We start from the raw sequence: 22089 nt of genomic DNA, 5'->3' as shown, positions 1-22089 counted from the left end.
TTCTGCAGTGGCGAATTTGCGTCAGTTTGCAGGGCGGCGATCGGTGTCGTGTATCGATTTATTTGTCAACAAATCAAATGGTTACCTTTTTCTTTCTTGTTCATTTGGGGTTGCGTGCGGTCTTGTTGATGGCTATTCTGTTTGCATACCCTGCTTAATAGGGGGAACGAAAAAGGTTCCCTAGGCAGCACTCACAGGGAAGGTATATTCCCGCAGAGAGCATTCGAAGGGGTAACGAACCGGATTGCTGAATCCGGGGAGTTGCTATCGTATGCTCTCTCCTAAGTATCCAGCGATCCATTTTGAAACCTGCCGCTGTTGCGGTTCGATCGAATGGAGACGCCAAATGCGCACCCTGCCTAAGAAAAACAACGCGAACAATGCTTCGCAAACCATCTGGATGGCTGATAAAGTTATTCAGTCTCCGATATCCACCCTCAAACCTTATGCGAACAATTCCCGTGTTCATGGCGCAAAGAAGATTGCCAAGCTGAAAGCGTCTGTCGCGCAGTTTGGGTTTGTCACCCCGATCCTTGTGGATGGGCGCGATGTGATTATTGCGGGGCACGGTCGCTATGAGGCCGCTAAGGCCCTTGGCCTCAGTTTTGTCCCGACTGTGGTGGTGGATCATCTGTCTGATGCAGAAGTGCGTGCCTTGCGCATCGCCGACAACAAGCTGGCGGAGTTGTCGGACTGGAATGAGCCAGCCCTGCAGATAGAGTTGACCGAGTTAATGGACCTTAGCCTGAACGGCGTGCTTGATCTGGATCTTGGCGTCACCGGTTTTGAAATGCCGGAGATCGACATCATCATTGGCGGAGTGGGTGAAGACGCGCCCCAAACCTGTGAAACTGTAGAAGAGCCGGATCAGACAAAGCCAGCGGTGACCCGCTTTGGAGATATTTGGACGCTTGGCAATCACCGCATTCTTTGCGGCAATTCTCTTGAGAGCAGCAGTTTCCAGCGGGCTTTGGATGGTGCCGAAGCCAAGATGGTCTTCACGGATCCACCTTACAATGTTCCTGTGCAGGGCCATGTGCGTTCCGGCAATGCCAGCGAACACCGTGAGTTTGCCATGGCATCAGGCGAAATGACCAATGGCGAGTTCCGCGCATTCTTGCGGGAGAGCATTACCCATTTGGTGAAGCGCCTCGTTAAGGGTGCCGTTGTGATGATCTGCATGGATTGGCGTCACGTTGAAGAGTTGATCAGCGAAGGTAAAGCTAGTGGGTTGGACCTGATCAACCTCTGCGTCTGGAACAAAAACAATGGCGGTATGGGCAGCCTTTATCGTTCCAAACATGAAATGATTTGCATCTTTAAGAATCCTGGTGCCGTGCACGTCAATAATGTGGAACTGGGGAAACATGGGCGCAATCGCACCAATGTCTGGGACTACGCAGGCGTGAACAGCTTTGGCAAAGGGCGCGATGCGGATTTGGCCGATCACCCCACGGTGAAGCCAACGCAGCTGGTGGTGGATGCCATCATGGATGTGAGCCACCGCGGCGATGTGGTGCTGGATGCATTTGGTGGATCAGGAGCCACTTTGCTCGCCGCGGAAAAGACCGGCCGCAAGGCCTGTCTGATCGAGTTGGATCCGCTTTACGTTGATGTTGCTATCCGCCGCTGGCAGGCAATGACCGGTGAGAAAGCCGTTCATGCTCAGACGGGCGAGGGCTTTGATGAGCGTGCAGCGCAAACAACACAGACACTCGATAAGGAGTTGGCCAATGTCTGATCAGAAAAAGGATTATGAGGTGGGCTACGCCAAACCACCCAAGAGCGGCCAGTTTAAGAAGGGCCAGTCTGGCAATGCCAAGGGGCGTCCGAAAGGGGCAAAAGGCGTCCGCGCCAGCCTGAAACGTGAACTGAATAGCAAGATTACAGTGCGCGAAGGCAATCGTGAAGTTCGCATATCCAAAGCGGAGGCGATGGCCAAGCAGCTTATGGCCAATGGGCTCAAGGGAGACAAGCAAGCACAGATGGCCATTCTCAAGCTCGATCTGGAGCTTTTTAGTGCTGAGACTGACGGCGCCGAAACCGAGATGGCAACGGAAGAGCCTAAGCCTGTCGACTATGACATTCTGCGGGACTTTTTTGCAGATGAGCCGGCAACTGAAGAGCCCGCTTGCGAAGATGAAGGTGAGCACCTCAGGCATTGGGAGATGGCTGATGGAGAGTCTTGATCCAAAAATGATCCTGCAGGCGTCTCGTGAGATTTGCAGGGAGAACTTCTTTCCGTTCGTGTGGAAGGTGTTTGACACTCTCCATCATGGGGCAAATGACAAGTTTGAGCCCGCCTGGCACGTGCGCGCAATGTGCTATGAGCTTGATGTCGTGCGTGTGGGTGGGAACAAACGCCTGGTGATCAACATCCCGCCCCGGTGCCTGAAATCAGTAACGGTGGCTGTCGCGTATGTGGCCTTTTTGCTGGGGCATTATCCGTCGGCCAAGATCATTGTGGCGAGCTATGGTCTTGATCTGGCGCGCAAGCATTCCGAAGATTGTCGCCGTGTAATGGCTACGCGCTGGTATCAAGCGATGTTTCCACAGACCCGGCTGGCAAAGAAGGGCAACACTTCTGAAGAGATCCGGACCACGAAAGGCGGCAGCCGCAAGGCTGTTTCCATTGGCAGTTCGGTGACGGGGCATGGGGCTGACTACATCATCATTGATGATCTTTTGAAGGCGGGTGATGCCAACTCAGAGGCGGAGCTCACCCGGGCTCAGGAGTTCATTGAAGGCACTTTGCTGTCGCGCTTTGACAATCCTGCTGAGGGCCGTGTTGTGATGGTGGCTCAGCGTCTGCATGAGATGGATCCACCGGGGTACCTGTTGGACAAAGGCACCTATCGCCACCTGAACCTGCCTGCGATTGCTGAAGTTCCGGAAGTGGTCCCATTGAGCGCCACTCGCGTGCACCGTCGCAATCCTGGTGAACTTCTTTTTGCCTCGCGCCTCAACCAAACCACCCTTGATCGAATGCGCCGTGAAATGGGCTCGGCGATCTTCAACTGTCAGTATCAGCAGAACCCAATTGCGCCTGATGGATCCCCTCTTCGTTGGGAATGGTTCAACGCCTATGATCGGGCAGAAGCCCGCAACTGGTATCAATTGGTCGTTCAAAGTTGGGATACGGGCACATCAGCGGATCCGAGATCTGACTTCTCGGTTTGCACGACTTGGGGTTTTAGAGAAAACGCATGGTACCTCCTTGATGTCTGGCGTGGGCAGCTTGATTATCCCGATCTCAAGTCAAAGAACTTGCAGTTGGTGGGTCAGTGGGATCCAGACCGTGTCTTGATTGAGGATGCCGCGACCGGCAGACCTCTGTTGGACGAGTTGTTCCGGGATGATCGACGCCGCTATGAGCGCGTCCGGCCCGACAAAGACAAGGAAACACGCTTTCAATCGGCTTGTGCACCGGTGGAAGAAGGCAAAGTTTATTTGCCGGCAGATGCTCCGTGGCTGCCTGCCTTCAAGCGTGAACTCCAGTCCTTTCCACGCGGGCGTAATGATGACCAGGTGGATAGTTTTAGCCAGTTCTTGAACTGGTCCAAAGGAAACGGCTTCAATCGGGCCCTTGGGCGTGAACACCCGATTAATGTCCAACGCCGCGAGCGGCGTAGGGAGCGTCAAAGGCGCTAAGGGTGCTGTCGGTCACGCAGCCCGGGAAGACGCCAGGGGGTTCTGCCTAAAGCAATGCCCATGAGGACGTCGGCGGTTTGAAAGGTTCAAATCGAGAGGGCGATACCGCCGTTGTCGAACACAGCTTAGTTGCCGGGTTTGATTGCTAACGGCCCACTGCGGACCTTGGCACCGGCCGCAGCGAATGGCGACTATGAGCCCAAAATGAGGATTGCTGCATCCATTTCTAAGCACTGCAAAGCACAGAGAGCAGACTTTGGTCTCGTTAAAATTGGGTTTTGTGTCAGCCATGGTGTTAAGGGCAACCAAAAACCGGTTTGATTGCACAAAATCGGCTGCGCTGCGGTTCGCGTTCAAATTGGGAATCGGAATGACGTTGCACCATCAGGCAATTGCCTTAAAATTGCCCGAGACCTTCGCCGGACCGGGTAAGCCACTATCCAAAGCCGGGACGCTAACACTTCCAACAAACCAAATGGATTTGATAGAGCGACATAGGCATCTTTCTTCAGATCATTTGTTCTTGATGATTTGCCGAGCCATTGTTTGGTTGCGCCGGTGCAAAGATGACCGCAAGATCAGCTGACAAACAGGAGGCACCATGGTTTTTTTATTTCCTCTATTTGGGGCCTTGGTAGGGATACTTACAACTTCGTTGGGTGTGAGCGCACAAGTGCTGCCGACGCCGAGTGATAACCTTTCACTTGAGGGCGAGTTGCTTTGGGCTGAACCTGTAGAAATACTCGCTTTTACGCTGGATATTGCGCTGGCACTGGCACTGGCCGCTAGTTTGGCATGGCATCCCAAGCGCATGAGGGACAGGCAGACAGTCGAAGATCTGTCCAAACCCTTTCTGATCCTGCTTTACGGTCTCATTGGCATGGCAGTAGGTTTTCTAGTTGTCCATCATGGATACATTATAGGCTTTGTGGTCTTTGGCATGGGCGCACTCCTGCGTTTCCGCAACTCAATGGACAAAAACGAAGACACGGTACAGGTCATGTTCGTGACGCTTCTGGGGCTGACCGTTGGTTTGGGGTTGTCCTTCAGCGCGGTGCTTTTGACGATAGTGGGCTGGGGGTTAATCTGGTTCAGTGGGCAATCAAAAGGATACGAAATCGTTTTGAAGGGCAACGATGACGCGGTACTTTCGACCGCGATTGAGGCGGTCGAGGAAGTTCTCAGCAAGTACCACGTTGCTCTCATCAATCGGACTAGCAATCCGGCCAAATTGAGTGTTCGAATCCTGGTCAAAGCCCCGGCCAAGTTGCCACAAACAGAGTTTGAAGGCGCAATCCTGAATGCCTTGCCGCAAGAGGTGCAGGCCCGGGTTGAGAGTTGACGGCTTTAAGGAAGGTCAATCCGGGTAAGCGTTGCCCATGGCGAAACGATTTTTTTAGGCAGTGATGAGAGCGGAACTTCTTTTCTGAAATCAGGTGCTGCAAGGGCGCTGATACTTATGTTTCCATCTTCGATCTCAACCAAGGTAAGGGCGTTCGCGCTGCGCTTTGATGTGCCAATTAGACGCCGTGCGCCGCTGCCCAAGCAGGCTTGGGCAACATAGAGGACACCATCCTTATGGGCTGGATAATAGGCGTGGTGGTGACCCGAAAGGTGAAGGTCAACGCCCGTCTTCTTGTAGAGTTCCTCCAGCATCGGATCCCCAATAATCTCGCGTTCACGATTGATGGCAACCGGCCAGAGAGGGAGGTGTGAGAACGTGACGACCGTTTTCTTCTCCTTTGTCAGTTTTGCGAGCGCATCCATTTGATTTCCGCGCAAGGCACCGAGGGTCGTTGCATCCAGAGAAATGAAACGCACGCCTTTGAGATCAAATGCATAAAAGAAGGGGAAGGAACCAGACTTGCTAAACGCAAGGTCCGGGCGCCGATTGCTCCATTCTTCCTCGAAAATTCGCCGTTCGTTTTCAAAACCACCATAAGCCGACGCGTCATGATTTCCCGGCGTCACGACAAAGGGGATGCCAGCCTCTTTCAAAGGGTCGCTGACCGTAGCATGAAACGCGCGCCACATGGCTCGCACTCGTTTTTCGCTTAGGTTTGGTGTGGCCTGTCCAGCCACCATATCGCCGGTCGAAATCACTAGGTCGGGTTTAAGTTCGACAATGCGGCGCACGGCAACGGAAATGCGTGGGGCATAGCTCGCAGACCCGTAAGAGCCGTTTAAGTCGGATATGACAACAACCTTCAGAGGTTCGCCGATCACCGCGCCAAACCCAGCGAGGTAGACAACCAGTGCAATACAGAGCGTTACAGGTCTAATCACATGCAATGTCCTTAGCAGAGCTGGATCCAGTTACAAAAAACGCCTCAGGGTCGAGATCAAACAAGAGGTTTCCTGCCTCGCAACTGGAACGCAGAATATCCGCGGCGAGCGCCGTGTTCTTGCGGGTCTGTTTGATTTCGGCCTCTGCCAAACCCAATGAGGTTTCGAGCCATCGCGCTACAGGCCCGTCAGATTTGAAATCCGCATCAAGAGCCATCAGCCGCTGATAGGTCTGGCCGTTCATATGGCGCAATTTTTCAAGCATCTTCGTGGACTTGGTGTAGTTGGCATAGGCCACTCTTCCGCCCGCGTCGTTGTCATTCAAATTAGTGCGGTGCAGCAGAATCGCGCTCTCCGGCACGGTATCATCACCTGGTTTGTGATGGTTGGCTTTCTTGTGTTTCAATTTGGCGTCTTCGACCCAGTAATAATGCGGGATGAAATCGATGTTGCCGACACGATCCTGTTGGCTGAAAATAAAATCCAACAGAACAATTTCAGTCAGCTCCTTCATCCAGAAAACCATTTGCTGCTCTGACACATCAGGTCCTAGGTCTTTGTTAATCCGCTTGTCTTTGCGTCCTGTTTTCAGCCCATGAGCAATGGCCTGCTTCAACGGCTTGTCTGAACGAAGGGCGAGAAAAGCAGGTGTTTCCTGAAAGTCCAGATTTTGCCCCTTACCCCATCCGGACTTGCGCGTGCCGTTGATCTCCGATCCGTATCTATGGCCGGGACTGGACACCAACACGCCATATACCTGCTTGCGGTCTGCTGTGAAGAGATCATCCGTCGGATGATAGGCCTTTGGGTTTTGCACCGCGTTAGCGTACATTTGCCAGCCAGCGTGGTTCATTCGGCCACCGTGTTTCCCGCTGGACAGTACCATGCCAGCTGTTACCACCTCTTCATGATGTTCGGTCGCATCCATTGATCGCCAAACCGCGACGGGTACTTTGACCGTCATGTCGAAGTAACGCGAGAAATGGTAGTAGAGCAGCGAAGAAGGAGCGAATGTCCCGCTGGTTCCTTTCGCATTCATCGTAGTTTTGTACTTCGCCAGCACATCTTCGGCATGTCGGCTGGCAGATTTGCCTTCACGGCATGCCTTGCGTTCAAACCCTTCGCGGTTGTTCTCGTATTCGCCCGAACTGACATCATAGACCATCATACCTGGGCTTGTGCTCCAGGTCTTTGGACAAAGCGCGACGGTTGAAGCATAGAAATCAATCCCACAGTAGGCGGCCTCTTGTTCGGCATCTTTCTTGTGAAAATGGCCGCCGGGGATGCGTTCAATTTCGATGCACCGCTCATTAAGGCCATTCGGGCTTTTGAACTCGGTCGCGTTCCCGAGAACTTTTTCGCTGGCCCAGCTCACGGCTGCGAGCATCCAGCTGACACCAAACACGATTGCAAATCGGGCTGTACTCGGAAAAGTCATTTCGGACAAATCTGTGCTTTCTGGGCGTCTGAGATTTTCAGAGCCGCGTCAAATTCAAAGTTCTTGAACTTTCCGTCGATCCAGCTGTCACACCCCCCAGAGCAAGGCGCGTTGTTCCTAGCTTCGTTCCAATAGGTTTTGGCGCGATCTTCGGACCAACCACAAAACTGAACCAAGGCCATGGCCGAGAGCGCTCCGGAGGCGTGAACGCCCCACATGCAATGTACCATGACAGGTCCTTTCTGCGGGTTTTCTATGACCTCGTGAATGGATTTCATCACGGTGGACGGGCTGGAGGATCGCGCCTTGGCGTAACTCAACTTGCCCTCGGAACAGGTGGTGTCCCCATATTTGGTCTTGGTCCCAAAATCCGCATAAAACGCTTTGGAAAAACCCTTTTCGCAAAGCTCTGTCCGTTGGGTGCCGCTCAGGCCAGATCTGCTTTTGTCGCCCCCATGAAAGCCGCCACGATAGAGTACGCCACTCAGCACGGGCCTGACGAAGGCCATACCTTCGATGGATGCGTCACCTGTTCTTGCCAACATTTGTTTTTTGTTCAGCCCGGCATCTCGATCGGTGAACTCTGACGCCAGTACAGGTTGGGCAAACCCAAGAAACAACAGACCAGCGGGGACTACGACGCCGGCACGGAACAAGTTTTGGATTCTAGATTTCATGGTGCATTCTCCAGTTCGGGCTCTTTCTGGGATCTGGTCAGGACAAGTCTCTCATCTCTTCCTGAGATACTTGCAAAGGGAGATTATCAGAGCAAGGTTCAACAACGGACTCAGCAGGCCCACCAGCAACGGAGCTTCAATTGGCATCCTGGAAAAGATGAAAACCCAAGGTGCTCCGAGTGGTACCAAAAACACTCCGGATAAAGGGTCACGCGCCTGACCGAACCATCCAAAGTGGCCCACTAAAAACAAAAACACGGCAAGTAGATACATGCTCAAAAAGAGTTTTGCGACAAGGCATCTCACAAGATAGGTAGCCTTTCTTTCATCTTTGCGGTTTTCTCTACATTTAAAGACAATAGTTCAACCAGTGGCTTTTACCACTAACGTCTGGGCGAGGTTCAAATTGCGGCGATATCTAGCTTCTCTCTGTATTGCGTTTCTTAGTGCTACACTTGCCGCCGCAGATGAGGCGCCGCGCTTAAAGTTCCTATCCCAGGAAACACTTTACATGCCCAAGGCAGGCTTGGCGGAACCCTCGGGTCTGGATGCTAGAGAAGAACCCGGACTTTTCTGGACTGTCAGCGATGGCACTGCTGCTTTGATCGCATTGCAAGCCGAGACTCTAAGTGCACAGGTCGCCATTTCTCACGACATACGAGGTATAGAAGGCGTCGCCAGAGGATGGGACAGCGGGATTGTCTTGATGGTCCACGAACAGAGCAACTCGCTCGTTTGGTTGAACTCAAACGCAACGGGGAGCCCGCATAGTTTGCCGATTTCGAAGCTCAAAGGTTTTGATGCCGTGGCGAAGCACTTTGCATCAAATGCGCAAAACAAGGGTCTGGAGGGGATTGCTGTAGACCGCGCTCGCCAACGCGTCTTTGTCGTAAAAGAAGGACAGCCGAGGGTGCTACTGGAGATCTCATCTGATCTTGACCGCATTGTTGACCATACGGTCTTGAAGAAGGATCTTGGCTTCCATGTCAAAGGTCTCAAGGATCACAAATTGGACATTTCCGGGCTATTTTACGATTCCAACCGCAATGCCCTATGGATGGCCAGTGACCGCGGCGAATGTGTTTTTTTGTATGACCTTCAGTCAAAGACAGCCCAAAGAATTGAAATTGTGCCTCACACAAGAAAGCTGCCGGACTTAAAAGGTATTGAAGGGATTTCACTTAATGAGGACGGTAGTGAGTTGTTCCTGGTTTCGGACGCTGGGAAGAAATCAAGTTTTATTAGGCTGGCCCTAATCAACGAGTAAATCAACTCGCGGAACAAGGGATGCACGGACGCACCCCTCGCCCAATTGTAAGCGCATTAGAGGCGCCCGTTGCGCAAGTTGAAGACTTTACCTGCACCACTCGATCCACAAATCAAGTGTTTATGACCTGCCGCCATTTCAATGTAGAAATTGTCAGATCCTTCCTGACCGGCTTTGATTAAGTGAACGTCGTGCTTGCCCACATTCAAACTGGATGCAACTTCATCTTTGCAACTGCGAATGGCTGCAGTGGGAACTTTGGTCCCGTGCACATCTCTGGTTTTATGCGACAAACGGTTTTGTCTCTCTTTTTGCCCGGCATCATAACCTTGCGCGTAATTTTCGCCGCTGTGCCGTGAGTCATATCGTTCATTGTGCAGACCATCCCGATAGCCCCGCTCGAACTGCGCCGTTGAGTCCGCATCTTTCGGTTGATAGCCTTCGTGGTAGTGGTTTTTGTTGTGCGCAAGAGCAGCAATCCCAAGAATTGCGGCTGCAGCCAGTGCCTTTTTTTCGTCGTCGCTTAGGGCGTTGGCAGAGGTGGACGCCATAGGTCCCGCCAACATGGCAGACACGGCAAATGTCGCGATGATCTTTTTCATTCAAGTCTCTCCGTTCATTGATTGCCAAATGTCGCCCCCCTTTTTAGAGGCAGACAGATACTTTGACGTTACGATGAGTTAGATAGGCCAAACAAGATTGATTACAAAAACCACCACGAAATACGCAAGGAAACGTTTTCAGTTCCAGCGCTTTTCGTCTTCTTTTCCGACAACCCCACTGGCATTAAGTGCAAGGTTTGTAAGCAAGAGCGCGATCACGATGATCGCAGCATGTGCCAAGTCAAAATGCATCAGCCAAACTCCTTCAAGAGTGTGCGAGTCCAACAGTTGGCTTGTCGCTGGTACTCAGCATCCTGGAAACAGCCAACGGTCCGCTTCAGACAAATCGCCAGGGCAACCGACAATGTCCTTTGAGTTCCAAAAATCACCTGGTTTCCCTTTTGAGTCAAAATTGCATTGAAACGTCAACTCACTGCCATCGTAACCCATAACGAAACCATTGACAGGAATTGAACCATCAACTCGTGCAGTTTGCAGGTCAACCCTTACGTCTTCCGCGGGAACGCCGAGGCGCCCGGAAGCTATGCGTTCACAGTTGTTCATCAACTCTACAGGGTCAGGAGAAGCAGTGAGTGCAAAGTTGGGGACAATTAAGCCGAGGCTCAGAACGGCTGTCAGGCACTTTAGTTTCATCAGATTTCCTTTCGCGACCTTTTCTTCCGATAAGCTTAGTACGAAAACCGTATCAGAACAGCCTTTCTGGTGGATCTTTGTGGATTTGATCTCGGTTACAAAGCTGGACTGCCTTTCATTAAAATTCGGGGCAACGGAGATGAGTTTTCTGATGTTTGTAAGAACTCAAACCGCGAGATCATGCTTGGTTCACGAGCAAAGACTTCTTGAAATGCGACGTGTGTTCGCTTCTTGCCGATGACGCTTTTCAGTGCGACCGTGAACCACGCGAATGTGGCCTTGGCGCCAACTCCCTGACCACCTGTTTCGTCAGCGTTGTGCAAATTCACCAATTGCATGGTTTCGCAGTTGCAACAATGTGCTTGCATGGCGGGCCGTACCGCGACATCCGGAGGTTCAACTCAATGGCAGCAATGGGCTTTGAGTTGTCATTGACCACTAAACGATAAACGGTCGCTTTGTCCGCATAGCAGACCTTGAAACGAAACGCGGCGAATGGCGGCTATGAGCCCATCGCGACGATTGCTGCGCTTCACTCGAACTGGTGCAATGCGCGGTATGCGGACGTAGCCGGTGATGGCGTGGGTCAAGCGCGACGCTCCCCCGAGCGCGTTCCCGCCGCAACGCAGCTTCGCCAAACCGGCCGTTCGTTCGCCGTGCAGCGTGACAAGTCGGGCGTACGACGGCAGTGCGGGCCGAGCAGCCATTGATACGGAATCACAATCCACCCAACCTTGGGAAACTTTGAGGCTCAGATTGGGCCTGCTAGTCTATCACCAAAATCTTGGATGGATCAGCTTGCCGCAGGCGAACCAGAAGCGTTTGCGCTTGGATCGGACGGCCGTGTCAGCCACCATAGCATCAAAAGGGTCAGCACAAGCTGAACGATTGCAATCACGACAAAACCGGTAAGACCCAACACTGCGGCCGGTCCTCGGAGGCTGTCAGGATCGGCGACATTCTGTTCCATGACCCCAAAGGTGAAGATGCCCAGGAACAGTCCGCCGACGGAAACCAGTGACACGAGCATTGGTAAGAGAATGTACCAGCCGGGTCGCGCGGTGTCCTGTAGTCGACGCCAACCTGCCGCAAGAAGCGGAATGAACATAGCCAGTTGCCAAAGCGCCTTGGGTTTCGCCAGTCTCTGTGTCCACACCGAACAAAATTCCATCAAGTATTCCGAGTACGATGGAACTAAGCACCACAAATAGGAGGAACCACCAATACTCCGGGCGCGATGCCCGGCCGGAAAACGACACGTACTTAGACAGACAAGTCCGAACTGCAGTTGCAAATCCCATTTTTTCCCTCCCGCCGCCGGAGACGTGGCCGGTCTTGGATTGGCTCTTCGTGATCTTGCCCGAGTACCGGCTTTCTGCCAATACTCGGGCGGGCGCCACCGGCCAAAGGAGAAATGTGAGATGTTTTTGAGAACCGGTGTCGCAACTATAGCTATGGCCGTTTGGGTATCTTTTGCAGGAGCGTCTCAGCACGTCACTCCCGGGACCCTGCCAGAAGGGCCAGAAGGCGACATAAACGTGCTCTCCGAGGAACAGTTTTACGTGGATGGATCGGCATCCAGCGCGAAGGTATTCACGTTCGCAAACGGATCAAGATCTCTCCACTTCATTCCGATGATCCATCAAGCTGAGCCCGCGTTCTATGAAGCCGTGGCGGGCGAAGTGAAACACCTCAAAGCGCATGGCATGGATCTGTTCTATGAGTTCATCGACTTTGATGATGCTACGCTTGACGACAAGCGCAGGGCGCGGGCTATGCTTGGCTTTCTTCCCTCACCAACCTTTTACGCGGAGAATGCATCCGGTGGCTTGGTGGCGCAGGATAACGCGCAATTCCTAGGCTTTCCTGGAGGCAAGGATGTCAACGTCGACCTCACGGTGGCGGAGCTTGCGGATGCATATGAAACCTTGATTGGCCCTCTCGAGATCAGCGAGGAAAACCTGACCACTCCGATCGGGGAATTTGTCATGCCGACTGCGGATGTAACGCAAATCACGCGGGTCACGATCGACTGGCGAAACCAGCATCTGGCGGAGGCCATCGAAATTGCTTCAGGGAGTGTTGTTGTGCTTTATGGCGCGGCTCACGGTGCGGGAACTGTCCAAAGGCTAAAGGCTCTCGATCCAAGCTGGCGGCGTTTGGACTGAGCGAGGCAGTTCGTTTCGCGTAGCCTTGAGTGTTATCTCAACGACCAAACTTAGCAATTCATTGTGGCCATGCAAAAGTCTCGCTCAAAACTGGGTCTTATTTCAAACGCAAACGTTCTACGGCAACCGGTCCCGGGGTAAGGTCTTCGCGCCAATCATCCCAGGTTCCGCCTGCACCCATGTAGCCGGAATAAAGCTTTGCGACGAGTGCCGGTTTTACCGCTATATCCGACCACGAATCGTCAGCCAGCAACGGGTGATCTTGTTTAAGCCATTCGAGGTACGTTGCCGCTTGCCAGTCATTCAGTGCGGGTTGTTCCGCGAAATATGCGAGTGCGTGAGCAAAGGCGGTTGGGCTTGTGTCCTGAAGAACGACGAAACGCTGCGCAATGGCCCAAGGCAGGATTGCCTCGATACTACTCGCTTTGATCCGATATCGGCCAACGGAAAAGTTCATCTTGTACGCCGTTTGGGGGGAAGCAAAAACTAGGACGTCCTGCGCCTCCTCCATCAGTCGACGAAGAAATGATCTTTGTGCATACGACCTGCTTTCAGCTTGCCGAATTGCGGTAAGGACTGATGCTGGTACGGGCGGCGGATTGAGTTGAAACTCGAGGGAAGCCAGCCAATGAGCGCGTTGCTTCATTATCCAAAGAGTGGAGCAAGCTCCCACGAACAGGCCGAGCAATATCCAAATCATGATCTTCATCACTCAATTCTCGGCCCAAAGAAAACAACCAACGCGTTTCGCTGCCATCACTTTTTTGCCCTTTACTCTGCAATCTTCGTCTTTGCGGACTGCTCAACGTCTTTGTTCTGTCTCCAGTTTAGCGGATTCCAATACTGAAGAGCGTGAAGCTGTTGGTTTGAGTGACGATCGGCGCCCCGGTTTCGGACATCAGGCTTGACATCGCAGCGCTTCCTGTCGGGCAGGCCACGAGATCGGCCGCATCGTCGAGGAAATCGACCGTGAATGCGGTTTCGCCGACCAGTTGGCATTCGTCCCCGGTACCGCGGTAGCCGCGGACAAAGACCAGTTCTGGGTCTGGTTCGCTGATCGCGACTTCGGGGGACGCTTCGACGCATCCCGTCAGGGCCAGTGCAACAGCGCAGCCAGCGATGACGGACATCACCTTTTCGAGGCGGATCATCTTTTCTACTCCCACTGTGCGACAGTGCTGCGCCAGACTTTCTCCTCGGGATCCCACGCGTTGGCCACGATACAGGGCGTGGGGTTGATGCCACCGCATTGCGAGCCGTGTACGTCCGCCAGAAGCACACGGAACGGGCCGATGTTCGCCATGTCCCATCCCTGATTGAGAAGCGAGAACATGCGATCCTCGACGAGGAAGTGAGACATGCAACCGCCAGTACCACAATAGAGAGATACTGCCGAAGAACAGGCAAACCCGGCTTCGTTCAGAACCCAGTCCCTATAGATGTCGCCATCAAGGTCGACGCGCTGTACAGCTCCGAATTCGAGGGCGAACTGACCGTTCTCGAAATCCGAACATGCCTGTTGGGCGGCCTCGACCTTTTCCAGCAATTGGCCGGGCAAATCGGACAGATCCTGGGCGCTCGCCGAGGCTGCGCAGAAAGCCGCGGCAACAACACAGAGTGTTCCGGTCCATTTTCCGTTATTGACGTGCTCGAAAAACTTCCAGCCTCGGTAGCTCATGTCCGCCTCCCTCTTTTCGATTGTCCTGCGCAACCTTACTGCTCAATTGCACTGTTCGTAGGTGTAGTCGCCGAACTCGAGCCAGTTCCGTCCTGCATCGCTGAAGACAAGAAATTCGGACCGGTCTTCACCCAAGAGTGCCACCTGGAAGCCTGCCGGTGGCTGGGAATTCCCAAAGTAGCTGTAGGCGGTCATCGCGCGGGTCGTCTCACCATTGACGGTCACGATGGCATCCCACTGGCCGTCCGGCTGTGCCAGAATGGCGTATTCGATGACACGTTGAACGGCGCCGCCGCCGCAATACACGATGCCCTCGGGGGCTTCCATGGTCTGAGTCGAAGACGCCCCGGAACTGCACGCCGCACGCAGCGACTTGATCGCCGCGGACGAACCTTTCAGAGAGAAAATCCCATAGGTGATATCCTGTCCGACCATCGAAAGATTCAGAACTGCGTTTTGTGCGATCTGGTCCAGAACGAATTTGTAATCGCCTTGATCGAGGAACTGGATTTCGACAGGATAATTGTCGACGATCGAGATGTCAGCGTTCGCAGATCCCGCCTGGAATGCGCCGGTCTCGGTCGAGCCGTTCTTCATGAAGCGAAACGATAGACCTTGCTTGGAGACAATATCCTGAGAGTCCTCGTAGCCAGCGGGCGCGAAGCGTACTCTGTCGCACTGCAGTTCAAGCGTTGCCTTGTCGGTCTGGATGAAGGCGTTGGGATACATCCCCGTGCTGAAGCTCCATTCTGCCTGAGCCGCAGTGCCGGCTGCGAAGCAGGCGAATGTCACGGGCAGAACACGTCGTACGGCGGTGAGCATCTTTGGGTCCCCTTCGTTTGTCCTAACCAAGTACAAATAAAACCTCACACTCTTGGCATGTGTCCAGACAATTTTCGGGCTGCGATGCTTCCGGATGGCACTGTCAGATTAAACTTGTGAGGCCGCTTCTCCCGCTCCAATCCTTTTATGGATTGGGCAAATTTCCATATTTGATTGGCTTTCACCAAACATCAGAAATTGAAACCAGCCCGAAATTCACTCGAAAAGTATAGCGAATGATTTTAATCTGACAATGCTTGGCGCGGTCTTTGCGCGGCATAAAGGACAGTGATGTTGGTCTTGTAGAGACTGGTTCGAATTGGCCTGACACCACCACAGATGCCGTACGGCGCCTTCGATGATCAGGCGCGTACCGTGAAGCGCGGAAGGGTCAAGTAAGTCGCACACTATAGTCTCGCAGACTCGTCTGTGGACCAGATGCCTCAATCAGGCCTTTCGCGATCAGGTGCTGAAGTCTGCCCGACAGAAATACATCGCTCAACAAATTATGCTCATCGCTGCGACCCATCGCTGTACCAATCACGTGTGCGGCACAAATCCATTCTGGTGGACAACATGCCAACAGCAGGCTGTCATAGTAGTCATCGGAAACCCCGATGATCTTGCCTGCTTCCCATTTGCGCAGTGTTGCTCCGCTGTCTCGCTGATGCAGATAGGCCGACGAAAGTGCTGCTCGGGTAGCCATGTCTACTTCTTCTCGTCGATCAAACAGGCGCGCCAATAAAGCCGGAGTCTGTGGCCCAATATAGGGAGGTGACTTCAGGCCTGTCGCGCCGACACGCATCACTGCGCCCTTGAAATCGCGCAGGCCATGACATGCCATCTCCAGAAACGTCCGTTCCGATGCATTCTCGCCCGCCCAAACACAAACTTCTGGTTTATCATCCTGCGTCAACTGGGTTGAGAGGTTGTCGAAATCGGCTAGTGAAGGAAGCGGATCGTCAGGCAACTGGCCATAGTTTTGGAAAAGCGCTCCGAAATACGCCGCCCGCACTTGCTTGTCGTTCAACGGACCATGGCTCAGATCATCATCGAACACATGCACGTGCCCTGTCAGGCCGTAAGTTGCAACTGCCGCGCGTAGACAACCTCCGGCACTTTCTCCCAAAACCAGATGTAGATATGCGGGCTGTGACATTGGATACCTTTGACTTAAGAATTCGACTTGAAGTGTGAGGGGACACATCCCGGCTTGGGGACACGCAGATTGAAGTAAATCATTTTCCGTTCGGTTTCCCAGTCTGAACCTCCCATCTGCACATGAAACTTGCATCGCCGCTGTTTTTCGTAAAGCTTTCAGGGTGTAAAATAGAACTGCGAGAGCAACACGAGGAGTTTAAAAATGGGTTTCACGCAATCGGTCAAGACCTGCCTGTCCAAGTATGTTGTGTTTTCGGGCCGCGCGCAGAGGTCAGAGTATTGGTGGTTTGTTCTGTTCGTAGTCCTTGTCAGCGTCGGGTTGGCGGTACTCAGTGAGGCCCTTTTTGGCACTGATCCGGAAACGGGACAGGGATCGAACTTGCTGAACTCGGTTTTCCAATTGGCAATTTTGCTTCCCATGCTTGCCGCAGGGTGGCGCCGATTACATGATACAGGTCGTCCTGGATGGTACCTTTTGCTTCCAATGGCTTTCAGCTTCGCAATGATGTTCATGTTGCTGACAGGGGTTGCAGTTTTTTCAGCGCTCGAAACTGGCGTTGAAGACCCTGAGACTTTGAAAGAACCAGCAGCCTTTCTCGGTGCAACCGGTTTGATGGTCATGTACGCGATACAACTCGTCCTTTCGGTCTTGATGATCTGGTGGCTTTCGCGCCCCTCACAGGAAGGGACGAATGAATATGGCGCACCGTCGTAGGATCAGGGGAAATCGTTTTGGAACTGACAGGTCGCCATAGGCGCTTTAATCGCCATTTTCAGCCTACGAGCCCAACGAGAACGCACGGTTCGCCCCTAACATATTCACGTTTGGGCAAGATCAAAATCCAAAAGCGATTGCCCTGTCGTAGGAGCGGGTGATCAATCACTTTTACCTCTACACTGTAGAACCGTTATCACCTCATTAGTCGGAGTTTTTTAGGAGTTAAGAATGAAAAATACTTTTCTTTCTGGATGTCTAATGTTTTGCATCTCCGCTGCACCTGCATTTGCTGAATGGGGATACAGCGGTGGCCAGACCCCGAATGCGTTTGTTCAGGCAGGCGACATGACGCTGGAATTGCAATGTGACCGATTGCGCTTTGCACCTGTTGGATATGCCGACAGCGAAGAAATCGTCAAAAAGCAAAGCCTTTCAATTAGGTTTATGAAAAATGGCTCGACAGAAGTTGGATCTTTCCAAGCGGGTCATGGGAACGCCACCCTGCGGATTGTCGATAACTACCCTGTCGAAGTTGTGTTCCAAAACTCAGCTGACTACCAGTTCATACTTGATCAGATTGCAGCCAACGCCGTCCTCAATCTATCCATGGTGGATCAAGATGTGAGCTATGGGCTTTTTGACCTTAAGGGTTCAGGCAAGGCGATTCGATCACTGCGGTCCTCTTGCGATTCTGCACTCCGAACAGGCAACAACACCATGGAGGCCCCAGAGGGGGTGGTGTACTGCGGCGGTGGCCAAGTAAAGCGGCAGATCGAGTACCTGATTCTTGATAAGGCAGATGGCGAATGGGACGCGATCGTGACAGTCAACGGCGAGACCATGCGCGCGATGACGGCCTATAGCTACTTTGGTAATGCACAACCGCCACGGGGTTTTGTGGTCGCGCTGTTGGGAGAAGATCGGTCCGAGTTCCTCGTTTTCAAAGATGGCAACAAGAATTGGCTCGAATACGGAGACTACCAATACAACCAATGCAATTGACTTAGATGTCTCGGCGGCATGCTGCCTTAAATTTTGCAGGCCCCATCGTTTTCGTCGTCGATTAAACACGTTCTACCAAAAATAACTTCGTAAAACCCAGAAAAGGAATAAACATGAACACAGCACTTAAACTGGCTTCTTGTGTGATCGTTGGCACTTTTTTGTCAGCATGTGTAGAAGATACAGGCTCGGCGATGTCATCGGTTACACCTGCGGATAAAGCTTGTTTAGCGGCGGTTGCTCAGGCAACCGGCAACAGTGAAGTCCGTCTTTTGTCTTCCGAGTTCTCTGAAGCGGGGACTTTAGTCAAAGTTGGCGTTGGTCCGGATGCAGCGCCGTGGCAGTGCATCGCATATAGTGATGGAGCTACGGATGCCATTATGTCTTTGACAAACGAAGGCTCTGCTTAAAAGGCTGGACGGTTTGGGGCAATGCGCCTAACCCGTCCTTCGCATTAGATCGGCAAGTTGCTGATTAAGAGTTCCGGCAAGTGAACGTCCTGCGTTCCAATTGATGTCTCTTGTATTGGAATAGAGACACATTTTCCAAATTCAACGGGCGACAGGCCAAGAAAACAAGAGTGATTTTCGCTTGCATTGCCATCTGTGTTCCACCAGGAACCGAACGCCATGTATGCCCAAAGTAATGTGCAGCACGAACAGCTGTTTGCAGCTACTGCGAATTGACACCTCAATCAAGACAGGTAGACATTTGACTGAACAGGAATGGTCTCTTCCCCAGATTGTTTGAGCACCCCGAGATCGTTGAGGAGACGACCATGCGCCGCTTGCTATTTGCCATACTTCTTTTTGTGTCCTCTACAACGGTTGCTTTGGCGCAAGACGCAGATGCCATTAGCGCACAGGAGACTCTGACCCAACGCGCCGAAGAAGCGCTGAAGACTGGGCGAGCATCTGCTAAAGCTCTTAGCGTGCTGCGGAAAGATTTGGACGACCTTCGGCAACAAATGTTTGACATTGTTGATTCCGGGAACATCGAAGCCAGAGTGATCGAGGTGCAGTTGTCAGCACTGGGGCCGGTTGCAGATGATGTAAGCGCGGAAACTGAAGGGTTGGCCCAAAAGAGAAAAGCGCTTGCACAAAAACTCAGGCTTGCAACCCAACCAATCCGCGAAGCGCAAGCCCGCCTGAGTCAAGTAGAACTGCTCATCCACGAGGTGGATCAGTTGATACGCGAAAAAGACCGGAAAAGACTTTTTCAACGTTTCCCAAGCGTCCTTTGGCCCAACACCATTGTGAGAGGCATTGGCGAGATCGAGAGCTACGGTGCTGGCGCTGGCAACGAGTTGACCGAAGCAATGAGCCGCAAGGAATTCAAGAACGCCCGTCTGGAACGCCTATCTCTTGCCGGGTTCCTTGGGACTTTAGGTCTGTTTTTGATCTTTTATATGCGCTCATTGGTTGGGCGTTTCTTTGACAAAAAATTCGAAGGCAGTTCTGGTGCTTTGCGATTCTTTTGGGCTTTAATGTCGAGCCTTTCACGCCTTATTGTTCCACTATTCGGAATTGTCGCAATTGCAGGCATCTTGCCTGTGCTTGGCGTTAGGGCATCGGCAGCAGACTACGCCGGCCAATTTGTATTGCAGATTCTATTCCTACTCGTGTTTTCCAATTGGCTTGGGCACACGTTATTTTCACCTTTCGCACCAAGCCGGAGATTGCTTCGGATGGATGATGAAAAGGCGCTAACGGGTTTAAGGTTGTGTCAGGCGCTGGGTTTTGTCGAAGGGATCGAACGGTTCTCGGAAACTTTGGGTTCGGATTCATTTCGCAGCCCCGAAACAATCTCGGTTGTTGCCGCGCCAATCATCGTTGTCGCCGCTGTTTTGTTATGGCGCTTAGCGGGCCTTTTGCATGCCGGTAAGCTGGGTGTCGCTGTGCCGGGCGACCAGGCAGCGTCGCCGTCTACTGAAGATTTTTCAAGCCTTAACAAGATTATCGTTTTCGTTTTACGCGCCGCGGCGCTTATCTCGGTTCCGCTCGTGCTGCTGGGCTATGTCTACCTTTCAAGGCAAATATCCGACGCCATGGTCATGACCGCCGCAAGTTTGGGTATCGCACTTTTCCTGTATTCGATCTTAACAGGCAGCATCCGCGCTCTGATCAGTAAAGGCAGCGCCGAGACCGAGACGACGCTGCCATTGTTGCCATTCTTCGTGGGTCTTTTGATTGCCACGCTTTTGCTGCCAGTATTGGCAATCACATGGGGCGCGCGGCCCTCGGACGTTTTAGAAGTCTGGCGAACACTTACTGTGGGGGCAGATGTTGGCGGAATTCGCTTGTCGCTAGGCGTCATTTTCTCACTGGTCTTCGTTTTCTTTGTTGGAGTCGTCCTCACTCGCTGGATGCAACGAGGCCTTCGCGAGACTGTCCTACCCCGTACCAAGATGGATGTCGGTGCGCAGAATGCGTTGATTACGGGGCTTGGCTATGTCGGGATGACTTTATCTGCGCTGATTGCCGTATCCGTTGCCGGGCTGAATTTGTCCAACTTAGCCGTGGTGGCAGGGGCGTTGTCGGTTGGCATTGGGTTCGGACTTCAAACAATTGTGTCGAACTTCGTGTCAGGCATCATCCTACTCATTGAACGCCCTATCGCCGAAGGGGACTGGATCGAGGTATCAGGCCATTCAGGTATCGTCAAAAAGATTGCAGTTCGATCAACACAGATTTCAACTTTCGACAAACACGACGTCATTGTGCCCAATCAGGACTTGATTGGGGGGGCGGTCAAGAATATGACCCTGTCTTCCCGCATGGGGCGCTTGATTATCCCCGTTGGTGTTGCCTACGGGAGCGATCTCGAGAAAACCAAAGAAATTCTTGAAACGGCAGCGGCCGATGAAGGCAGTTTGGTGCAATATCCGGCTCCCAGTGTGCTGTTTCGCGGGTTGGGGGATAGTTCTCTGGATTTCGAGCTGCGGTGTTACCTGCGCGATGTCGACACCATGCTGTCGACGCAATCTGACCTCTTGTTTCGAATATACGTAGACCTGTCAAAAGCGGGTATCGAGATTCCCTTTCCTCAACGGGATGTTAATTTGCGCGATCTTACAGTCAAACAAGATACACCGGATCAAGAACGGTCGGTTAAAGAATAACAATGGACCTTGTAGCCCCTATAGCCATAGTAGAATGTGTGAATGCAACATTAGTAATGCAAGTTTGAGCGCGCGCGCAAAATGCTTTCTTTTCCGCGGCAAGTGCAAAATCTTTGTAAGCCGTTATTGTCCGAAGGAAGCCAGAATGAAACGTCAAATAAAAGCAGCACTACTGCGCTCTTCGGCACTTACGGGTCTTTTCCTCACCAGTACCGTGCCCGCCACAGCACAAAGCTATTGCGATGTGGTGTCCGAGCCTGGGTTGAGTTTGGGATGCGCCCGAACTCTTATCGAAGGAAGCATTTTAGGCGGAGTACTTAACCCTGCGAACGCCTTAATCAACCCAATAATTGGATCGCATGATGGACTGGTCTTTGATTCCGACTGGATTGCAAATTCTGCGAGTGGGGGGCAACTGAGGTTTGAAGGCGATGTCAGAAGAAACTCGGTTGTGAAGGGCAAGGTGGAGATCTAGCGTTGCCGGATGACAAAATGCTCTCCTTTTAGGTACTTCAAAACCAGTCCGGAAGTCATACGTTTGGCGGTGATGCTTTACGTCCGATTTCCACTCTTATTACGAAACGTAGAGGACCTTCTGCACGAACGGGGCATTGATGTGAGCCATGAAACTGTACGGTTTTGGTGGAGTAGGTTTGGTCTTATGTTTGCTGCTGAAATACGCAGAAAACGGGTCAGCCGGATGCGATGCTACTCGAACTGGCGTTGGCATCTCGACGAAGTTTTCGTGAAAATCAACGGTGAACGACATGAGCAGCCCTATCTGACGGGTCCAAGTTGATTGTTAGTGCATGATCGGCCTGGGTTCCATTGGTATGATGGTTTC

22 protein-coding genes and 2 pseudogenes are annotated in these 22089 nt (G+C 52.5%); 12 read left to right on the top strand and 12 right to left on the bottom strand.

Annotation, left to right across the window (positions count from 1 at the left end; genetic code table 11):
- The first annotated feature begins 346 nt into the window (after positions 1 to 346).
- The 4 genes from Q0932_RS12755 to Q0932_RS12740 all read left to right on the top strand — a co-directional run bounded on the left by Q0932_RS12755 (position 347) and on the right by Q0932_RS12740 (position 4993).
- Positions 347 to 1741 carry a DNA methyltransferase gene (locus Q0932_RS12755; RefSeq protein WP_299353508.1) on the top strand — a complete coding sequence of 465 codons (1395 nt, stop codon included), beginning with the start codon at positions 347 to 349 and terminating at the stop codon, positions 1739 to 1741.
- Complete coding sequence (locus tag Q0932_RS12750; RefSeq protein ID WP_299353505.1) at positions 1734 to 2189, top strand: DUF5681 domain-containing protein; 456 nt, start codon at positions 1734 to 1736, stop codon at positions 2187 to 2189. The genes Q0932_RS12755 and Q0932_RS12750 overlap by 8 nt, the downstream gene beginning before the upstream one ends.
- Positions 2176 to 3651 carry a phage terminase large subunit gene (gene terL / locus Q0932_RS12745; RefSeq protein ID WP_299353503.1) on the top strand — a complete coding sequence of 492 codons (1476 nt, stop codon included), beginning with the start codon at positions 2176 to 2178 and terminating at the stop codon, positions 3649 to 3651. Before Q0932_RS12750 ends, terL begins: the two co-directional genes overlap by 14 nt.
- 601 nt (positions 3652 to 4252) lie before the next feature.
- A complete protein-coding gene (locus Q0932_RS12740) occupies positions 4253 to 4993 on the top strand; it encodes a hypothetical protein (protein ID WP_299353500.1) in 741 nt (246 codons plus the stop codon).
- Between the two features lie 5 nt (positions 4994 to 4998).
- Here Q0932_RS12740 and Q0932_RS12735 read toward each other — a convergent pair whose 3' ends face one another.
- The 3 genes from Q0932_RS12735 to Q0932_RS12725 form a co-directional block, all read right to left on the bottom strand.
- Positions 4999 to 5937, bottom strand: coding sequence for a metallophosphoesterase (locus Q0932_RS12735; protein ID WP_299353498.1), 939 nt, complete (start codon positions 5935 to 5937; stop codon positions 4999 to 5001).
- Positions 5930 to 7105, bottom strand: a complete 1176-nt coding sequence (locus Q0932_RS12730) for a hypothetical protein (RefSeq protein WP_299353495.1) — start codon at positions 7103 to 7105, stop codon at positions 5930 to 5932. The genes Q0932_RS12735 and Q0932_RS12730 overlap by 8 nt, the downstream gene beginning before the upstream one ends.
- A gap of 266 nt (positions 7106 to 7371) precedes the next feature.
- Positions 7372 to 8052, bottom strand: coding sequence for a hypothetical protein (locus Q0932_RS12725; RefSeq protein ID WP_299353492.1), 681 nt, complete (start codon positions 8050 to 8052; stop codon positions 7372 to 7374).
- A gap of 511 nt (positions 8053 to 8563) precedes the next feature.
- On the opposite strand from Q0932_RS12725, the gene Q0932_RS12720 reads away from it, so the two are divergent.
- Complete coding sequence (locus tag Q0932_RS12720) at positions 8564 to 9319, top strand: SdiA-regulated domain-containing protein (protein ID WP_299353489.1); 756 nt, start codon at positions 8564 to 8566, stop codon at positions 9317 to 9319.
- A 56-nt stretch (positions 9320 to 9375) separates the two neighbouring features.
- Here Q0932_RS12720 and Q0932_RS12715 read toward each other — a convergent pair whose 3' ends face one another.
- The 4 genes and pseudogenes from Q0932_RS12715 to Q0932_RS20575 form a co-directional block, all read right to left on the bottom strand.
- A complete protein-coding gene (locus Q0932_RS12715; protein ID WP_299353486.1) occupies positions 9376 to 9921 on the bottom strand; it encodes a hypothetical protein in 546 nt (181 codons plus the stop codon).
- Positions 9922 to 10227: 306 nt separating this feature from the next.
- Entirely contained in the window at positions 10228 to 10575 is a 348-nt protein-coding gene (locus Q0932_RS12710) for a hypothetical protein (protein WP_299353483.1), read from the bottom strand.
- A 793-nt stretch (positions 10576 to 11368) separates the two neighbouring features.
- Entirely contained in the window at positions 11369 to 11746 is a 378-nt protein-coding gene (locus Q0932_RS12705; protein WP_299353480.1) for a DUF805 domain-containing protein, read from the bottom strand.
- 19 nt (positions 11747 to 11765) lie between these two features.
- Positions 11766 to 11876 (bottom strand): annotated as a pseudogene (locus Q0932_RS20575) (DUF805 domain-containing protein); the annotation flags it as partial.
- 120 nt (positions 11877 to 11996) lie between these two features.
- On the opposite strand from Q0932_RS20575, the gene Q0932_RS12700 reads away from it, so the two are divergent.
- Positions 11997 to 12743, top strand: coding sequence for a hypothetical protein (locus Q0932_RS12700; RefSeq protein ID WP_299353477.1), 747 nt, complete (start codon positions 11997 to 11999; stop codon positions 12741 to 12743).
- A gap of 97 nt (positions 12744 to 12840) precedes the next feature.
- Here Q0932_RS12700 and Q0932_RS12695 read toward each other — a convergent pair whose 3' ends face one another.
- The 5 genes from Q0932_RS12695 to Q0932_RS12675 all read right to left on the bottom strand — a co-directional run bounded on the left by Q0932_RS12695 (position 12841) and on the right by Q0932_RS12675 (position 16402).
- Complete coding sequence (locus Q0932_RS12695; protein WP_299353475.1) at positions 12841 to 13452, bottom strand: hypothetical protein; 612 nt, start codon at positions 13450 to 13452, stop codon at positions 12841 to 12843.
- Between the two features lie 118 nt (positions 13453 to 13570).
- On the bottom strand, positions 13571 to 13894 hold the full coding sequence (locus Q0932_RS12690) for a hypothetical protein (protein ID WP_299353472.1): 324 nt from the start codon (positions 13892 to 13894) through the stop codon (positions 13571 to 13573).
- A gap of 5 nt (positions 13895 to 13899) precedes the next feature.
- On the bottom strand, positions 13900 to 14421 hold the full coding sequence (locus tag Q0932_RS12685) for a hypothetical protein (protein WP_299353469.1): 522 nt from the start codon (positions 14419 to 14421) through the stop codon (positions 13900 to 13902).
- Positions 14422 to 14463: 42 nt separating this feature from the next.
- Complete coding sequence (locus tag Q0932_RS12680; RefSeq protein ID WP_299353467.1) at positions 14464 to 15243, bottom strand: hypothetical protein; 780 nt, start codon at positions 15241 to 15243, stop codon at positions 14464 to 14466.
- Between the two features lie 391 nt (positions 15244 to 15634).
- On the bottom strand, positions 15635 to 16402 hold the full coding sequence (locus tag Q0932_RS12675; RefSeq protein WP_299353464.1) for a DUF1835 domain-containing protein: 768 nt from the start codon (positions 16400 to 16402) through the stop codon (positions 15635 to 15637).
- A 204-nt stretch (positions 16403 to 16606) separates the two neighbouring features.
- Between Q0932_RS12675 and Q0932_RS12670 the strand changes: the two genes are divergently transcribed.
- From Q0932_RS12670 to Q0932_RS12645, 6 genes and pseudogenes are all read left to right on the top strand, one after another.
- The gene (locus Q0932_RS12670) at positions 16607 to 17119 is read left to right on the top strand and encodes a DUF805 domain-containing protein (RefSeq protein ID WP_299353463.1); all 513 of its coding nucleotides are present in this window, start codon (positions 16607 to 16609) and stop codon (positions 17117 to 17119) included.
- A 231-nt stretch (positions 17120 to 17350) separates the two neighbouring features.
- Entirely contained in the window at positions 17351 to 18124 is a 774-nt protein-coding gene (locus Q0932_RS12665; protein WP_299353460.1) for a hypothetical protein, read from the top strand.
- A gap of 113 nt (positions 18125 to 18237) precedes the next feature.
- The gene (locus Q0932_RS12660; protein WP_299353458.1) at positions 18238 to 18534 is read left to right on the top strand and encodes a hypothetical protein; all 297 of its coding nucleotides are present in this window, start codon (positions 18238 to 18240) and stop codon (positions 18532 to 18534) included.
- A 368-nt stretch (positions 18535 to 18902) separates the two neighbouring features.
- The gene (locus tag Q0932_RS12655; protein ID WP_299353455.1) at positions 18903 to 21245 is read left to right on the top strand and encodes a mechanosensitive ion channel domain-containing protein; all 2343 of its coding nucleotides are present in this window, start codon (positions 18903 to 18905) and stop codon (positions 21243 to 21245) included.
- 145 nt (positions 21246 to 21390) lie between these two features.
- Positions 21391 to 21720, top strand: coding sequence for a hypothetical protein (locus Q0932_RS12650; RefSeq protein ID WP_299353452.1), 330 nt, complete (start codon positions 21391 to 21393; stop codon positions 21718 to 21720).
- Positions 21721 to 21729: 9 nt separating this feature from the next.
- Positions 21730 to 22005: pseudogene (locus tag Q0932_RS12645) on the top strand (IS6 family transposase); the annotation flags it as partial.
- Between the last annotated feature and the right edge of the window lie 84 nt (positions 22006 to 22089).

The organism is uncultured Shimia sp. (assembly GCF_947498095.1).
Classification (GTDB): Bacteria; Pseudomonadota; Alphaproteobacteria; order Rhodobacterales; family Rhodobacteraceae; genus Shimia.
This window is presented reverse-complemented; position numbering and strand designations above follow the sequence as displayed.

What these genes read in the sequence shown, in the direction of transcription:
- Q0932_RS12755 (WP_299353508.1), top strand. Translation starts at nt 347, where the DNA reads ATGCGCACCCTGCCTAAGAAAAACAACGCGAACAATGCTTCGCAAACC.
- Q0932_RS12750 (WP_299353505.1), top strand. Translation starts at nt 1,734, where the DNA reads ATGTCTGATCAGAAAAAGGATTATGAGGTGGGCTACGCCAAACCACCC.
- terL (WP_299353503.1), top strand. Translation starts at nt 2,176, where the DNA reads ATGGAGAGTCTTGATCCAAAAATGATCCTGCAGGCGTCTCGTGAGATT.
- Q0932_RS12740 (WP_299353500.1), top strand. Translation starts at nt 4,253, where the DNA reads ATGGTTTTTTTATTTCCTCTATTTGGGGCCTTGGTAGGGATACTTACA.
- Q0932_RS12730 (WP_299353495.1), bottom strand. Translation starts at nt 7,105, where the DNA reads ATGATGGTCTATGATGTCAGTTCGGGCGAATACGAGAACAACCGCGAA.
- Q0932_RS12725 (WP_299353492.1), bottom strand. Translation starts at nt 8,052, where the DNA reads ATGAAATCTAGAATCCAAAACTTGTTCCGTGCCGGCGTCGTAGTCCCC.
- Q0932_RS12720 (WP_299353489.1), top strand. Translation starts at nt 8,564, where the DNA reads ATGCCCAAGGCAGGCTTGGCGGAACCCTCGGGTCTGGATGCTAGAGAA.
- Q0932_RS12715 (WP_299353486.1), bottom strand. Translation starts at nt 9,921, where the DNA reads ATGAAAAAGATCATCGCGACATTTGCCGTGTCTGCCATGTTGGCGGGA.
- Q0932_RS12710 (WP_299353483.1), bottom strand. Translation starts at nt 10,575, where the DNA reads ATGAAACTAAAGTGCCTGACAGCCGTTCTGAGCCTCGGCTTAATTGTC.
- Q0932_RS12705 (WP_299353480.1), bottom strand. Translation starts at nt 11,746, where the DNA reads ATGGAATTTTGTTCGGTGTGGACACAGAGACTGGCGAAACCCAAGGCG.
- Q0932_RS12700 (WP_299353477.1), top strand. Translation starts at nt 11,997, where the DNA reads ATGTTTTTGAGAACCGGTGTCGCAACTATAGCTATGGCCGTTTGGGTA.
- Q0932_RS12695 (WP_299353475.1), bottom strand. Translation starts at nt 13,452, where the DNA reads ATGAAGATCATGATTTGGATATTGCTCGGCCTGTTCGTGGGAGCTTGC.
- Q0932_RS12690 (WP_299353472.1), bottom strand. Translation starts at nt 13,894, where the DNA reads ATGATCCGCCTCGAAAAGGTGATGTCCGTCATCGCTGGCTGCGCTGTT.
- Q0932_RS12685 (WP_299353469.1), bottom strand. Translation starts at nt 14,421, where the DNA reads ATGAGCTACCGAGGCTGGAAGTTTTTCGAGCACGTCAATAACGGAAAA.
- Q0932_RS12680 (WP_299353467.1), bottom strand. Translation starts at nt 15,243, where the DNA reads ATGCTCACCGCCGTACGACGTGTTCTGCCCGTGACATTCGCCTGCTTC.
- Q0932_RS12675 (WP_299353464.1), bottom strand. Translation starts at nt 16,402, where the DNA reads ATGTCACAGCCCGCATATCTACATCTGGTTTTGGGAGAAAGTGCCGGA.
- Q0932_RS12670 (WP_299353463.1), top strand. Translation starts at nt 16,607, where the DNA reads ATGGGTTTCACGCAATCGGTCAAGACCTGCCTGTCCAAGTATGTTGTG.
- Q0932_RS12665 (WP_299353460.1), top strand. Translation starts at nt 17,351, where the DNA reads ATGAAAAATACTTTTCTTTCTGGATGTCTAATGTTTTGCATCTCCGCT.
- Q0932_RS12660 (WP_299353458.1), top strand. Translation starts at nt 18,238, where the DNA reads ATGAACACAGCACTTAAACTGGCTTCTTGTGTGATCGTTGGCACTTTT.
- Q0932_RS12655 (WP_299353455.1), top strand. Translation starts at nt 18,903, where the DNA reads ATGCGCCGCTTGCTATTTGCCATACTTCTTTTTGTGTCCTCTACAACG.
- Q0932_RS12650 (WP_299353452.1), top strand. Translation starts at nt 21,391, where the DNA reads ATGAAACGTCAAATAAAAGCAGCACTACTGCGCTCTTCGGCACTTACG.